This is a genomic window from Flintibacter sp. SJQ-8, from assembly GCF_054108085.1.
Genome location: NZ_JBPJWR010000009.1, coordinates 123,228 through 137,904, shown reverse-complemented (window position 1 = coordinate 137,904; position 14,677 = coordinate 123,228). Strand labels below are relative to the sequence as shown.

Sequence of the window (14,677 nt, the reverse complement as noted above, 5' to 3'; positions counted from 1 at the left end):
GACACGTTTCTCGCGCTGCACATGCTATTTTATCGTTAAGTAAAACGATAGCCCTTGTTCTTTTAAGAAACATAAAGAAGGCAGCGATGAAAGCAAATTTGCAACTATCCGACATTGCGGAGCGAGCGATCAGAACTGTGGCGATGCGCAGGGGGATACCCGTTGAAGAGGTCCGCCGGGAGATCAGCCTGGCCATTTTACAGTCACAGCCGAAGGATGCAACTGAAACACGAGCGATTTCATCGCCAGAGGAGCTGGTCGCCTACTGCGTCTCTCGGCTGTAATCACATGAAGAGAGCGGCTGCACGCGCAGCCGCTCTCTTCGTTTGCTTTAAACTTACTTCATATTCTGATACAGGAATGTGGCCAGTTGGGCGCGGGTACAGGGGGCTTCGGGGTCGAAGCGTCCGCTGCCCACGCCGGTGGTGATGCCGTTGGCCGCCGCCCACGCCACGGCCTGGGCGTAATAGCTGTCCGCCGGGACGTCGGTGAACTGGTTCCCGCTCCCCCCGTTGGGGGAACCGGCGGTGCGCCACAGCATGGTGACCAGCTGGGCCCGGGTGATGGTGCCGTTGGGATCAGTGCCGTCGGACACGCCGTTTTTCTTGGCCCACAGCTGGGGCAGCTCGTACCAGGTCTGGCCGCCGGTGACCGTCTCCCCATTCATCCGGGCCAGGATGGTCCACAGCTGGGCGCGGGTGGCGGTCAGGTCGGGGGCAAACAGCTTGTCGCCGACGCCGCTGACCAGGTCCCGGGCGCTGATGTAATCGATGGCGCCCTTGGCCCAGTGGTCCCCGGTGTCCACAAAGGTCTTGCTGTTGTCGATGACCTTGATGGTGGCGCTGCCGTCAATGGTGAACTCCAGACCGTCTTCGGTGGGCTTGGAGCTGCTCAGGATCTCCTCGGTGCCGTCCTCGTGGACGATGACCGCCACCGTGCCGGGGGTCACGTTGTCCACGGGCACCTCGATCTTGGTCTCCCCCGCGTTCTTGGGCAGGTCGATCTTCACCACGGGGGCGCTGTTGGAGTCCTCCCCCGCCTTGACCCCGGTGGGGATCTTCACGGCCTCGCCGGACTTCTTGGCGTCGGAGAGGGCCTTGTCGCTGACCTTGACATCCGTCTGGGTGTTGCCGTTCTCGTCGGTCTTGACGGTAGTGGTCACGTCGTCGGTCTTGGCAGCGCTTCCGGAAGAACCGCTGGAGGACCCGCCGCCGCCACCGCCGCCGCTGTGAGAAACGGCGTACAGGGTGATGCTGCCGGTGAGGGACTCATAGTCCTCCTCGTCCTCCGGCACGAACTTCCAGCTGTAGGCGGTGTTGGCCTTGACCTCGGTGGAGACATCCATCTCGTTGCCGTCGGCGTCCACCCACTGGACAGTGCCGGGGACGCTGAAGGTGCCGCCCTCCGCCGTCAGACCCGCGTCCTCCAGGGTCTTGCCGCTGGCGGTGATGGCCGTGTACTTGGGCGCGCCGGTGGGGGTGGCCTTGTTCACGGTGATGGTGACGGTGCCGGTGGTCTTGGCATAGGTCCTGCCGTCCGTGGGGACAAAGCGCCAGGTCACCTGGTGCTCGCCCGCAGTCAGCACCGCGTCAAGCTCCTCCCAGCTAAACACGCCGGGAACAGCGCTGTCGCCGTCCTTCAGCCCGCCGGACAGGGTGACCTTGGACAGCTTGTCGCCGTAGGTGATGGTGGTGGTGCTCAGCGTGGGTTCGCCGATAGGAACGATCTTGTTCGTGGCGCTGACGTCGATGGTCAGGAAGAAGTCCTCGTAGTTGTCGGTTGTAACTTTAATCGTCACGGTGCCGATGCTGCCGGTGGTCTCCACCGGGTTGGCGTTGATGGGCAGGAACAGCTTGCCGTCCGCGACCTTCGCGCCGGTCTCCTTGTCATAGTAGCCCTGGCTCAGGTCGACCTCGCCCAGCGCATAGGACACGGCACCATAGGTGCCCGCGTCCAGGGCAGGCAGGGCGGGAATCTCCATCTCATAGGTGGCCGCATGGTTGTTGGAGACGGTCATTGTGCCGTGCTCCGCCTCAGGCGCGGCGGCCTTGGCAATGGTGTATTCCCCGGTCAGCGTGCCGGTGTAGTTTCCCTTGCCCGTCACGGTCAGCTTATAGCTGCCCACCTCGGTCTGCACGTTTCCGCGCACGTCGTAATCGTCCGCCGTCAGCGTCAGGCGGCCCGCCGTCACAGCGGCGACGCCCTTCGTCTGCGCCGCGCCGGTGTAGGCCAGCTGGGTCTCATCCAGGGCAAGCTCGGTGATCTCGCAGGGGTTCACCGTCACCGTGAACGGGACAGTTGCGCCCTCCTGATTATTTCCGCCCAGATATCTTACGGTCAAATTGTGCGTTCCAACGCCCAGGTCCGTGGTGAGCACATCAAGCCATGTGGAGCTTTCAACCGTCTTCGCCTCGCTGATCTGCTCTCCCTTCTCATTGAACACCGCGCACTGGTCCTCGGTGGGAGGTGTCATGGAGAAGGTCGCCGTGGGCTCTTCTCCAGTGGGGGCGAATTGGGCAAGAACGGTAATGCGCTGGTCGTAAGTGAAGGTATCTTTTTGATCAAAATAACCGGCGCTTATTCCAGTTTTCACCGACGCTGTTGTGCCCGATTGCCGCACGTTCACCTTAAAGCTGGGGCCGGTCAACACATACTCGTCCTTCTGGGTGGGGTGATACTTCACGCTCTTCACTGTGCATTGATAGGTCCCCGCGTCTGCACGATTCGTCAGGCAGGTATCGAAGGTGTATACAGCGCGCTTTCCGTCAGGGTCGATCTTCACTGAACTTCCATGTAGGGTGGTGCTCCATGTCTTTCCATCTTTATCCACAAATTCAAATTCAGCAGACAGATCGTTTTGACTAAGGGTGCCGCTCTTGGAGGCGAAAACCTCCAGCGTGATGATGCCCTTATCTTCCGCCCGGTACACAACGTTATAGCTGGAATCCATCTCGCCCAGCCGGATAGGAATTTCAGCGATGCGCACGCTTGTAAGCTCCTTGACGGTCAGGTCCGTGACCCATGCGCTGTTGAAACTATTCTTAAACTGCATACCCTCGGACAGTATGTCCTTCACGGTCATGCCCTCGACGGTCACCGTCAGGTTTTTGATCACACCGTCACCCACCGAATCGGTGAGCTTTGCGGCAGCACTGACCGTCAACTTCACCACATCTTTGCCGCACAGGTCCAAGGTGACCTTGGAAGAGATGGTCGCCGCATCGGTCACATCCGCCATCAGCTTGACTTCCGCGCCGTCCGCCGCCGCGTTCAGGGCGGTTTGCAGGGCGCTGTAATAAGCGGTCTCACCGTCCGCCGTCACCGTGGCCACCATCGCCAGCCCGCAGATGGTACACTGATTATTCTCCACAGTGGTGTGGGGGCACTCTTCGTTGCAGTATTTGCAGAAGCCGTTTTCGTACTCGTGCTGTTCACAGAGCACGACTTTTACGTTGGTGATGGTCGCGTTGCTGGACGTGATCTGTTCATTATAATACAAGGTGTGGTCCTGCGAAGTGCTCATGCTCTCGAACCGATAGCCCGGTTTCAGTATATCTCCCAAGCGGATAGAATTTACCGTCCAGGCTCCGCCTCCGAATTTGATTGTCTCAAAGGAGCCACCCGCAAGCTGGTACTTCTCGCTGATATTCTGGTAAGGGTATAGACTGAGTGTACCGACACGTCCCGCACAGCCGGGCTCCACGGTCACCTTCCGAGAGACTGCATCCAGCGTTTCAACACGTCCCTTAAATTCTGCTGGTAATACTACATTCGATGTTAATGTCCCATCCAGATGTGAACGCTCACTACCAAAGACAGTGACCGTTCCACTTTTGATCGTCAAATCACCGGAAAAACAATAATCCTTCAAATCAAGTGCTAAGGGTTTATTTTTATCAGCCGATACTCCTGTCTCGACGTCTCTCAGCAGGGTTATTGTAGTTGCATCCTTGTAAAGCACCTCCCTGACTGCATCTACAAGGCTATCATAGAAACACTGATTATCAGTCTTAAAGGCCATTTGATAGCCGCAGACAACGCATTGCCCATTGTCTTTATTTATCTCTTTGTGGCTGCAAGTAAAGCCGCAGGCGCAGGTGTTGCCTGTTGTGATGCTGTGCTTGTGGGCCACCACGGCCATGTTTTCGGCGGACGCGTTCGTGGTATAGACATCGGGCACATAGCCGTCGGTCAGCTTCACGCCGTTCTCCGCGTCATAAGTACACTGCACAAAGGCCGTGCCGTCGGGCAGGTATTCCGACAGGGTCTTGCCGCTGGGGACGCTCAGGCCATAGATCAGCGTCACGCCCTTGGCTAGGTTCAGGTCGCCGCTTTGCAGAAGGATGGCGGGGATGCAGTTCGAATTATTGAGAGGACTGCCCATAACGAGCATATCTTCTCCAAGGGTCAGACTTCCGCCCTCCACCACGATACCGTAGCTTGCGGTTCCGCCGCTGGACCCCTGATCGACGGTTCCGCTCTTCAGGGTCACGCTGCTGCTCTCCACCGTCAGGGGGGTATAGGCGGCGCTGGTACTGTTTGTGTCAGCATTCCACGTGTGTCCGTTCAAATCAATGGTGACCGTACCGCCACTGACGACGACGTTCTCGGCCACATTCTTCACCAGCCGGACCTCTATCTCCGTGTTGTTCGCGGCAGCGATGGCTTCGGCCAGGGTCTTAAATTGGGCATCGCCGACCTTGGCCACAGTATCCGCCGCCGCGACGTCGGGATTCACGGCGTTGCAGTAAGTACAGTTGGACTGCTCGTTGTTGTCCACAAAGCTGTGGGGGGTGCATTTCTCTACGGTGAGGGTGTCTTCCGTCCTCTGATCATATCTTAAAGATGCATATGCGATGCGGTTTCCGTTTTGTTCAAAGCAATATCCATCTTTAAGGCACGCAACGATATAATCTACGCCTGCTTTGATCCCCTCAAATATGCCGCCGCTAAACGTGGATTTTACGTCATTGTCTACAAAAATTGCCACTTCGCCGCTGCTATAGCTTTTAAACACACCGCCAGTAATAATGACCGTGCCGCCCATAACATTGCAGACCGTCGCTTTGGCATCTTGGTAAGCAGTGTTATTCTGCTTACCCGTATACTGATATGTCCCGCCGTTGACGGTCAGGGTGTTGGAACAGCTTCCGTTCTGATCTTCAAACACCCGCAGCCAGCCGTTGAGCTGGCCGCTATTATCGCCGCTGGAATCGTTCATGGTCAGCGACGCATTGGAGACAGTGTAATTATCGCCGCTTTTTGCGCCGATATCAAAGCTGCCGCTCAGGGTTTTGCCAGCCAGGTCGATGGTCAGGCTCTCCCCGTCACCGAGGGTGTAGACGTCCTCCTGGTCATTTTCGCCAAGGCTGGCGTTGGTCAGCAGCTTCACCGTGCCGCCGTTCTTCGCCGCGTCCAGGGCCTCTTTCAGCGTGGCATAGGACGTTTCGCCCACCTGGGCCACGGGCACGATCTCCTCGCCCTGCTCTTCGGCGTCCTGTTCCTCCAGGGTCACGTCCTGCTCCGCAGGGGTGGCCTGGGAGGTCACCTCTTGCGATGCGGGGGCGGGGTCCGGGTCCTGCTCCGCCCACGCTGTTGCGGGCAGCATACCCAGGCACAGGGCCAGGGTCAGGACGATGCTCAATGCTCTTTTTTTCATACGCACTCCTCCATTGATCTGAACGCACATTCCCGTAGGGATATCCCTACGGGACAAGGGGGCGCCCCCTTGTCGGCTGTCTCGGTTACAGCATTTACTTATATTATACCTGTCAAATTCAAAATGTAAATCGTTCCAAAGTATGAGACGGGCGGGGATTTTGGCTTGAAAATTGCCTTTATTTTCTATTTTAGATAAAATCAGGACTAGTACTCCTGATTCTCTGATCACGAAAAAGCAAGTTGGCGGACACAAGAAACCCCCGAAAGCCAAAATCGGCTTTCGGGGGGTGAACAAAATCTTTCTTGTTTTTATTTTTCCAGCAGCCAGTCGGTGAGATTTTTCACCCGGATGCCGTTATAGTTGCCCACCGTCAGGCGGTCAGCAGTCAGGACGATCTTTTCGTAATTGTCCCGGATCAGGGTCAGGGGGCGCAGCTTCCGCTGGAAGGTCTCCTCTGCGGTCATGTCCGCCGTCACCTGGTAATAGGTATACTCCCCCTGCTTCTCCGCCACAAAGTCCACCTCTGTGCTGCCCAGCCTGCCGATCATCACCTGATAGCCCCGGCGCAGCAATTCAAAATAGACGATGTTCTCCAGGGAGAAGCCCAGGTCATAGGTCCTGCGGGGCAGGATGTGGTTGCGCAGCCCCAGGTCCACGATATACAGCTTTCGGCTGGCCTTTAGCAACTGCTTGCCCACAATGTCAAAGCGCTCCGCCGGATAGAAGATGAAGGATTCCGTTAGCGCCTCCACATAGTCGTTTACCGTGTTGGGGGATATCTTTCTTCCGCTGGAGACCAGATAGTTGGTAATGCCGCGCACAGAGACAGGGCTGCCCACCACGCTGGCCAGATATTTGGCAATGGTCTTCAGCAGCGCAACGTCTGTGATCTTCCGCCTGCCGGGGTCACTCTCTTTGCGGGCCTGGCGGTCTTCAATGTCCTTGACGATTACCGTATTATAGATGCCCTCCAGATAGGTTTCCACCTTTTCCGTGGTCCGGTTCATCCTAGCTACATAGGGCAGCCCGCCGCTGCGCAGATACTCCGCAAAGCCCCGCTCCTCCTCCAGCCCCGTGACTGCCAGGAACTCCTTCAGGGACAGGGGCAGCATCCTGATCTCCACATAGCGCCCGGTCAGCAGGGTGGCCAAGTCGCCAGAGAGCATATAGGCGTTGGAGCCGGTGATATAGATATCCACATCCGGCTTGACATAGAGGCTGTCCACTACCTTTTCAAAGTCGGGGACCTTCTGTATTTCATCCAGGAAGATATAGGTGGTTTGTCCGGCCACCAGCCGCTGTTTCAAATAGGCATAGAGCTTTCGATAGTCCAGCAGTTCCTCGTATTCCAGCTCCTCAAAGTTCACGGACACAATCTGCTCCGCCGGGACGCCGCCGGCCTTCAGTCTGTCTTGATACTGTGATAGCAGGGTGGACTTACCGCAGCGCCGAATGCCCGTGACCACCTTGATGACCTGTTCCTCCCGCCACTGTTCCAGCTGGTCCAGATACTCTTTCCGCTCGACCAACGCCGTCACCTCCTAAAAGAAGTATTCTCATTATAGAATATAATATTCCAGCAGTCAATAAATGTTCCAAATTCGGAACAAAAATTTTTTGTTCAAAAATATATTCCGAAATCAGAATATATTTTTATGGAGACATAAGAAAACCCCGAAAGCCAAAGTCGACTTTCGGGGTTTGAACGTGCATTCTGAAAAAATCAGCGCTTGGAGAACTGGGGGGCGCGGCGGGCGGCCTTCAGGCCGTACTTCTTGCGCTCCTTCATTCTGGGGTCGCGGGTCAGCAGGCCGGCGGCCTTCAGGATGGGACGATACTCCTCGTTGACCAGCAGCAGAGCGCGGGCAACGCCGTGGCGGATAGCGCCGGCCTGGCCGGTGACGCCGCCGCCGGTGACGGTGGCAACGATGTCCACCTTGCCCAGCTGCTCAGTGGCGGCCAGGGGCTGACGGACCAGCAGCTTCAGGGTCTCCAGACCGAAGTAGTCGTCGATGTCACGGCCATTGATGGTGATGGCGCCGGTGCCGTTCTGGAACAGGTGGACGCGGGCCACGGAGGACTTCCGGCGGCCAGTGCCATAGAAATAAGGCTTCTTGCTCTTATACATGCTTCGTTACCTCCTCTTACTCGGCGGCCCAGACTTCGGGCTTCTGGGCGGCGTGCTCATGCTCGCCGCCGCGATAGATGTGCAGACGAGACAGGGAGTCTTTGGTGATGACGTTGCGGGGCATCATGCCGCGGACAGCCAGCTTCATGGCCAGCTCGGGCTTGCTCTGCATCAGGGTGCGATACTTGACCTCTTTCAGGCCGCCCACCCAGCCGGAGTGAGTGCGGTAATACTTCTGATCCAGCTTCTTGCCGGTCAGAACGGCCTTCTCGGCGTTGATGACGATGACAAAATCACCGCAGTCAGCGTGGGGGGTGTACTCGGGCTTGCGCTTGCCGCGCAGCAGGTCGGCAGCCAGGGCCGCGGTCTTGCCCAGGGGCTTGCCGGCGGCGTCCAGGACATACCACTTACGCACGATGTTCCCCTTGTTTGCCATAAACGTGGACATAGGTGAAACCTCCATTTTCCTATACTTTACTTTTATCTCAACCAATTCTGGTCGCTGATACAAAGACAGCGCCCCGACGCTGTACAATCGGAGCGTTTTGTATTATAGTACGATGGTGGCCGGGTGTCAACGGTCTTTTTGAGAAAAATTGATTTATCTCGATGAAATCTCTTATTTTCTCACTCTATCTCTTAATTTCTCTTGATATCTCGTTTTCAATTTTCATTTTTTGCTTTGTGTTTTTTTCGGAGGGCCCAGTTTTGGTCCGAAATTTTCTTACACAAAGGAGAGCGCCCATGAACAAGATCGTATCCCTGGTCCGCCGCTGCGTGGCCGACTATGACATGATACAGCCCGGTGACCGGGTGGCCGTAGGGGTGTCCGGGGGCAAGGACTCCCTCATCCTGCTCACCGCACTGGCAAAACTGCAGACCTTTTACCCCGTGCCCTTCACGGTGGAGGCATTCACCCTGGACATGGGCCACGCAGAGGGGCGCAAGGGGATGGACTTTACGCCTGTGGCCGACTATTGTCAACGTTTGGACGTACCCTATACCCTGCTGAAGAGCGACATCCATCACATGATTTTTGATGTCAAGAAGGAGAAGAACCCCTGCTCTCTGTGCGCCAAGCTCCGCCGTGGGGCCCTGCATCAGGCCATTCAGGAACGGGGCATTCGGAAGATCGCACTGGGCCACCACTATGACGACGCTGTGGAGACCTTTTATATGTCCCTCATCTTCGAGGGGCGGCTGTCCTGCTTTCAGCCCGTCACCTACCTCAGCCGCACCGACATCACCCAGATCCGCCCCCTGCTCTACTGCGGAGAAAATCTTGTCCGCCACACCGCCCAGCGCCTCCAGCTGCCCGTGGTCCACAATCCGTGTCCCGCTGACGGCTATACCAAGCGCCAGGAGATCAAGGACCTGATCTACGAACTCCAGGGCCGCTACCCCCACCTGAAAGAGCGCACCTTCGGCGCCATGCAAAGGCTGCCCCTTCCGGAGTGGGGAATTTTAAGAGAGAAGCCGGAATAACTGCAAAGACCGCCCTGCAAGGAACAGCTTGCCGGGCGGCCTTTTTATGTAGGACGATTTACTCGAAATGAACATCACCGTTTTTTTGCCTGTTTTCGCCTCTGCGAAAACTGCTGGGTGTTTTTCCTGTGGCCTTGCGGAAGCAGACGCAGAAGTGGCTGAAGCTGTGGAAGCCAACCGCTTCCGCAATGGCGGAGATGCTGCTGTCGCCGTCCTCCTCCAGCAGCTCCCTGGCCCGTTCCATGCGGCACTGGGACAGCAGGTCGGTGTAGGTCTTTCCATAGGTCTTTTTGAACTGCCGACAGAAATATGCCTCGCTGCATCCGCACAGCCTGGCCATGTCTCCAAGTGAGATGTCCTCGGCATAGAACTGCTCGATATAGGCGTGGGCGATGTTCATGCGGTTTCTGGAAAACCGCTCCCGCCCGTTGTCCTGCTGGATCATCCGCTTTAAAAATTCGGTGGTGCTCTCCTGGAGCTTGGCGATGGTCCCGGCCTGGAACACTTGCTGGATCATAATGACCAGCCGCTGAGACAGGTCGTTTGCGTCCATCCCCAGGCGGATGCAATACTGCATCACCTCTGACAGCACCAGCACCACATAGGAGCGGATGTAATTTTCGTCTGCCATGATGATGGACAGCCGCTGAAACAGGTGGTCCACATATTTCTGGCACAGCTCCGGCCTTCCGGCGCTGATGGCCACGGAAAACCGCTTTGCGATGGCCGCCACCTCGTTCTGGCGGACCACGTTTTCCGCCGCTTTCTTCTCCTGGGGGCGGAGCACCTGGGCATAGCCCACGGCGAAGGACCCGCTCAGGGCCTGAAAGGACTGCTCATAGGCCCGCCAGGCCAGGGCCTGGGACCTGCAATAGCGGCTCACGCCGATGGACACAGAGAAGGTGGTGTTGGCCATGATGTCGTCCCGCAGCATCTGCGCGCAGCAATAGGCATAGTCCTCCGCCGCCTGGGGCGCCATGTCCGCGCACTCCAGCAGCACCACCACCTTGTCCGTCCCGATGAGCGTGGCCGCCACCGAGGCCGGGTGCAGCCGCCCCAGGGCCTCCCGTGTATGATTGAGCAGGCTGCGCTTGAGCTGATACCGATAGGCGTTGTCCCGCTTCTGGCAGATGTTCCAGAAGTTATCAAAGATCATGGTCAGCACAAAGTGGGTGTTGCGGATGAAACCCAGCCGGTCCAGCACCGGCTGTATCCTGCGTATCCGCTCCGGGTGGTTATAGATCACGTTGTTCACATACTCCGAGGAAAAGATATCCCGATACACGTCCAGGTCAAAGCCCGGCAGGCCCGTGAGGTATGCGTTGATCTCCCGCTCCAGCCGCTCTGTCTCTCCACCCATGTTCCGCCCGCCCTTTCTTTTTCGGCCTTTTTTCGCCTCTATAACAGCAGTATACTTCCCCCTGTCAAGAATGTCAAAAAAACGAAAATTTAAGTCAAATCAAAATATAGGATATTTTGTCTCTTCAGCGTATCATATGGGCAAAGAAAGGCGTGGCAGCCACATCGCTTCTTATCATTCAAACTGACCAGACAACGCCGGATCATACCGGAGCATGGAGGTATCCTTATGTTTTACGAGCCTAAAAAGAACGACCACGGTCTGTCCAAAAACCCCTTCAAATCCTGCACGGTCCCCCGGGTCATCGGCTGGATCTCCACCAAGAATGAGGACGGGAGCGACAACCTGGCCCCCTACAGCCAGTTCACCAACCTGACCTTTGACCCCCCCATGGTCATTTTCGCCGCCAACCAGAATGTGTTCGGTGACCGGAAAAACACCGTGAAGAACATCGAACGCACCGGCGAGTTCGTCTATAACATGGTTTCTTACGATCTGAAGGACGCCATGAACGCCTCCTCTATTGCCAAGCTGCCCGAGGGCTATGCCGACAAATTTGAGTATTCCGGCGTGACCAAGGCCCCCAGCCAGCTCATCGACGTGGCCCGGGTGGCCGAGTCCCCCATCCAGTACGAGTGCAAATACGTCACCACCTTCCGCCTGCCCGCCAATGGCGGCATCTCCACCATCGACTGCATCGTGGGCGAGGTCATCGGCATCCACATCAAGGACGAGGTCTTCACCCCCGACGGAAAGGTGGACATCTGCAAGATCCGCCCCGTGGCCCGCCTGGGCTATTTCGACTATACCGTGGTGGAGAAATCCTTTGAGATGCCCGCCCCCCGCGTGTCCCCCAAGGACCAGGTGCTGGTGGACAAGGGTCTGGAGGGAAAGGTCTAAGTTTCGGCCTGATCTGCAATATCCCCGTACCTTTCAGCCATCCGTTTCCGGCCTCCCCAAAGCCGGAGGCCGGGACGGACGTTTATTCAAAGGGAGTGGAGAGAGTGAATAAAAATCGTACCTCCAGCATCGTCCAGTTCGTCCTGTTCAGCTTCATCGGCGTGTTCATGTTTTTCGCCCAGATCACCGTGGGCGACAGCCACGGTATCCCTATTGATATTTTGACCAACGCGATCATCAGCGGCCTGGGCCCCGCGGCCAATTATCTGGCCCTGCTGCTGGTGGTCCTGGGGGTGGCCTGGCCCTTTATCAAGAAGACCTGGAACCGCAGCGTCACCGACATCATCTTCACCTGCTTCAAAATTTTCGGCCTGGTGGCCGCAGTCATGGTCTGCTTTAACTTCGGGCCCGAGGTCATCCTCAATGCGGACAACGGCCCCTATCTGTTCAACAGCCTGGTCAAGCCCACCGCTCTGATGATCATCATCGGCGCGCCCCTGCTCTGCCTGCTGGTTAACTATGGCTTTGTGGACTTCATCGGCGTATTCGTCCGCCCCCTCACCCGGGTGTTGTGGAAGACCCCCGGCCGGTCCGCGGTGGATGCCGTCTCCTCCTTTGTGGGCAGCACCTCCATGGGCCTTCTGTTCACCAACCAGATGTATGTAAACAACAAATATAACGCCAAGGAGGCCAGCATCATCGCCACCGGCTTCACCACCGTGGCCATCTCCTTTATGGTCATCGTGGCCCGCACCCTGGACATCTCCGACTATTGGATGCTGTATTTCTTCGTCACCCTGCTGATCACCTTCCTGTGTACCTCCGTCACCTGCCGCATCTATCCTCTGAGCAAAAAGCCGGAGACCTATTACGACCCCGAGAAGGAGGGCGGCATTCAGGAGTCCAGCGAAGGCGGCATGTTCACCCGGGCCGTCAACGAGGCGGTCTCCGCCGTGGAATCCGCCGGAAACCTGCTGACCAACATGAAGAGCAGTCTTGTCAGCGGCATGAATCTGCTGCTGGAATTTGTCCCTCTGCTGATGGGCATTGGCCTGGCCGCCCTTGTCTTGGCTGCGACTACCCCGGTGTTCGAGTGGTTCGGCTATCTCTTCTATCCCTTCACCAAGCTGATGGGCGTGCCTGACGCGGCCCGTGCGGCCCAGGGTGTTGGCATGGGCCTGGCCGAGATGTTCCTGCCCGCCATCTTCTGCGTCAGCAGCGACCTTCAGACCCGGTTCTTCATCGCCATCATCTGCATCTCTCAGATCATCATGTTCTCCACCACCATCCCCATGGTCCTGGCCACCAAGATCCCCTTGACCGTAAAGGACATGGTCATCGTGTGGTTTGAACGTACCATTGTCGGCATCATCCTGGCCGCGATCGCTATGCACATTTTTATTGCGTGATACTTGCTATGATAAAATACATTCCCCATCCTGTTTTCGCAGGATGGGGAATGTGTCATTTTATCTATTCCAACCCCAAAAAGAAGTCGTCATAGGTACAGTCATAAATCTGTTTTAAGGCAATGAGCACGCTGGCGCGGATGTTCAGTTCCCCTGCCTCGTATTTCGCGTAGGTGGTGCGGCCAATGTCGCAGCCCATGCGCTGGAGCTGGACACACAACTTCTCCTGGGACAGGCCGTGCATTCCCCGCAGGCGGCGGAGATTATCGCCCATATTTCGGTCCCGCCGAATTTTTTGCTCCATCCCCTCACCACCATGCCAGATGTTTTGACCACTATTGGTTGCAACTACTGACATTTTATGCTATACTAAGCAAAAAGATTGTCCGTGATACTGGTCAATTTTTAAGGAGTCTAAACTGGATAGGGAGGAGCACTCATGGCTGATTATCAAAAAATGTACGCTGTCCTTTGTTGCGCAATAGACCAGGTGATTGACCCGTTGGAGTGCATCCCCTTAGCCTATTCTTCAGCAAATATTCTTCGTTCCGCCCTGCAAGAGGCGGAAGAAATTTATATTCAGACGTCGATATACTCTATAAAGTGATTTAGAGCATAAAAACACCCGGAAGTACAACGAAATCGCTGCACTTCCGGGCGCTTTTTATTTCTCACTGCACATGCACATGGTCGTTGATATGCTTCATGCAATAGCAGTAATAGCCGTTGCATTTGGAGCAGTAGCGGAACTCCATGTTGGGGTCGTCGGCGTCGGTGATGCCGCAGACGGCACATTTGTGGAGGTAGCCCTTGCGCTGCTGGATGTCCTTTTGGGCCTTTTTGAACTGGATGGTCTGGTGGCTGGTGCGATAGGCCATCCGCTCCCGGCTGCGGCCCAGCATGGCCATCGCGTCATCCCAAAAGAAGAGCAGATAGTTCACCACGGCCACCACGGGCATCAGCGCCCAGGCCCACAGGCCATACCGGGCGAATTTGCACATGTCATACGCAGACAGCGCCAGCTCGGCCCAGGCCAGCCACTTGGCCTTCAGGGGAATGATGCCCCACAGCAGGACCTGCATGTCCGGGTACAGACTGGCGATGGCGTAGAACATGGACAGGTTCGCATAGGTCATGGAGACGCTGCTGTTGAACACAAAGCCCAAAATCAGGTTCAGCACCACGCCGGTGAAATAGAACACGTTGAAGCGGGCGGTGCCCCAGCGGCGCTCCAGGGCCGTGCCCAAAAAGTAATAGAAATAGGTACCCATCACAAACCACAAAATGGTCAGGGGGCGGCTGGCGTCAAAGCTAGTCACGGGGATGAAAACAAAGCTAAGCAGCCGCCACACCTGGCCGTGGAGCACGGCGCTGGGGGAGAACATCAGGGCCCAGGTGGCGTAGCCCCGGGTGAAGATGTCCAGCACAAAGACGACGACGTTGCCGATGGCGATGTATTTCATCAGCTCTGAAAGGCCGAAGTTGGGGTGGTCATAGCAGAACCGGTCCAGCCAGCGGGAGATGGCTTTCATGGACATGCCTCCTCTTTCTTGTATAATATCACGATGCTGTAGGATGTTCTCCGCCCCCTGCGGGGGCGAGAACGCGTTCGTGTTCAGAAGACTTTAAAAAATATTCTACCCGCTTTCAGGGGGAAAGTCTATATCTAAACTGTGAATAATTCCGGCCCCAAAGCCTTTTTTTGCCCGGGGAAATGTGATAAGATAGTCCGG

At 56.6% G+C, this 14,677-nt stretch carries 11 protein-coding genes; 4 read left to right on the top strand and 7 right to left on the bottom strand.

Features of this window, described 5'->3' with window-relative positions:
* Window positions 1-337: 337 nt before the first annotated feature.
* From ACSAMP_RS06870 to rplM, 4 genes are all read right to left on the bottom strand, one after another.
* Window positions 338-5,659, bottom strand: a complete 5,322-nt coding sequence (locus ACSAMP_RS06870) for an S-layer homology domain-containing protein (protein WP_457799931.1) — start codon at window positions 5,657-5,659, stop codon at window positions 338-340.
* Window positions 5,660-5,970: 311 nt separating this feature from the next.
* Window positions 5,971-7,200 (bottom strand): ATP-binding protein, encoded by a 1,230-nt coding sequence (locus ACSAMP_RS06865; protein WP_457799930.1) that lies wholly within the window; start codon window positions 7,198-7,200, stop codon window positions 5,971-5,973.
* A 185-nt stretch (window positions 7,201-7,385) separates the two neighbouring features.
* Window positions 7,386-7,790 carry a 30S ribosomal protein S9 gene (rpsI, locus tag ACSAMP_RS06860; protein ID WP_441795161.1) on the bottom strand — a complete coding sequence of 135 codons (405 nt, stop codon included), beginning with the start codon at window positions 7,788-7,790 and terminating at the stop codon, window positions 7,386-7,388.
* A gap of 16 nt (window positions 7,791-7,806) precedes the next feature.
* Entirely contained in the window at window positions 7,807-8,238 is a 432-nt protein-coding gene (rplM, locus tag ACSAMP_RS06855; RefSeq protein WP_441795160.1) for a 50S ribosomal protein L13, read from the bottom strand.
* Between the two features lie 296 nt (window positions 8,239-8,534).
* On the opposite strand from rplM, the gene ACSAMP_RS06850 reads away from it, so the two are divergent.
* A complete protein-coding gene (locus ACSAMP_RS06850) occupies window positions 8,535-9,275 on the top strand; it encodes a tRNA 2-thiocytidine biosynthesis TtcA family protein (protein ID WP_457799929.1) in 741 nt (246 codons plus the stop codon).
* A gap of 58 nt (window positions 9,276-9,333) precedes the next feature.
* Here ACSAMP_RS06850 and ACSAMP_RS06845 read toward each other — a convergent pair whose 3' ends face one another.
* On the bottom strand, window positions 9,334-10,635 hold the full coding sequence (locus ACSAMP_RS06845; protein ID WP_457799928.1) for a helix-turn-helix domain-containing protein: 1,302 nt from the start codon (window positions 10,633-10,635) through the stop codon (window positions 9,334-9,336).
* Window positions 10,636-10,863: 228 nt separating this feature from the next.
* Between ACSAMP_RS06845 and ACSAMP_RS06840 the strand changes: the two genes are divergently transcribed.
* Window positions 10,864-11,535 (top strand): flavin reductase family protein, encoded by a 672-nt coding sequence (locus ACSAMP_RS06840; protein ID WP_441795158.1) that lies wholly within the window; start codon window positions 10,864-10,866, stop codon window positions 11,533-11,535.
* Window positions 11,536-11,639: 104 nt separating this feature from the next.
* The gene (locus ACSAMP_RS06835) at window positions 11,640-12,944 is read left to right on the top strand and encodes a YjiH family protein (protein WP_457799927.1); all 1,305 of its coding nucleotides are present in this window, start codon (window positions 11,640-11,642) and stop codon (window positions 12,942-12,944) included.
* A 64-nt stretch (window positions 12,945-13,008) separates the two neighbouring features.
* On the opposite strand, the gene ACSAMP_RS06830 is transcribed toward ACSAMP_RS06835, so the two are convergent.
* The gene (locus ACSAMP_RS06830) at window positions 13,009-13,248 is read right to left on the bottom strand and encodes a helix-turn-helix domain-containing protein (RefSeq protein WP_457799926.1); all 240 of its coding nucleotides are present in this window, start codon (window positions 13,246-13,248) and stop codon (window positions 13,009-13,011) included.
* A 135-nt stretch (window positions 13,249-13,383) separates the two neighbouring features.
* On the opposite strand from ACSAMP_RS06830, the gene ACSAMP_RS06825 reads away from it, so the two are divergent.
* A complete protein-coding gene (locus ACSAMP_RS06825; RefSeq protein ID WP_457799925.1) occupies window positions 13,384-13,551 on the top strand; it encodes a hypothetical protein in 168 nt (55 codons plus the stop codon).
* Window positions 13,552-13,615: 64 nt separating this feature from the next.
* Here ACSAMP_RS06825 and ACSAMP_RS06820 read toward each other — a convergent pair whose 3' ends face one another.
* Complete coding sequence (locus ACSAMP_RS06820; protein WP_441795156.1) at window positions 13,616-14,476, bottom strand: rhomboid family intramembrane serine protease; 861 nt, start codon at window positions 14,474-14,476, stop codon at window positions 13,616-13,618.
* Window positions 14,477-14,677 lie beyond the last annotated feature (201 nt).

What these genes read in the sequence shown, in the direction of transcription:
- ACSAMP_RS06870 (WP_457799931.1), bottom strand. Translation starts at nt 5,659, where the DNA reads ATGAAAAAAAGAGCATTGAGCATCGTCCTGACCCTGGCCCTGTGCCTG.
- rpsI (WP_441795161.1), bottom strand. Translation starts at nt 7,790, where the DNA reads ATGTATAAGAGCAAGAAGCCTTATTTCTATGGCACTGGCCGCCGGAAG.
- rplM (WP_441795160.1), bottom strand. Translation starts at nt 8,238, where the DNA reads ATGTCCACGTTTATGGCAAACAAGGGGAACATCGTGCGTAAGTGGTAT.
- ACSAMP_RS06850 (WP_457799929.1), top strand. Translation starts at nt 8,535, where the DNA reads ATGAACAAGATCGTATCCCTGGTCCGCCGCTGCGTGGCCGACTATGAC.
- ACSAMP_RS06845 (WP_457799928.1), bottom strand. Translation starts at nt 10,635, where the DNA reads ATGGGTGGAGAGACAGAGCGGCTGGAGCGGGAGATCAACGCATACCTC.
- ACSAMP_RS06840 (WP_441795158.1), top strand. Translation starts at nt 10,864, where the DNA reads ATGTTTTACGAGCCTAAAAAGAACGACCACGGTCTGTCCAAAAACCCC.
- ACSAMP_RS06830 (WP_457799926.1), bottom strand. Translation starts at nt 13,248, where the DNA reads ATGGAGCAAAAAATTCGGCGGGACCGAAATATGGGCGATAATCTCCGC.
- ACSAMP_RS06825 (WP_457799925.1), top strand. Translation starts at nt 13,384, where the DNA reads ATGGCTGATTATCAAAAAATGTACGCTGTCCTTTGTTGCGCAATAGAC.
- ACSAMP_RS06820 (WP_441795156.1), bottom strand. Translation starts at nt 14,476, where the DNA reads ATGAAAGCCATCTCCCGCTGGCTGGACCGGTTCTGCTATGACCACCCC.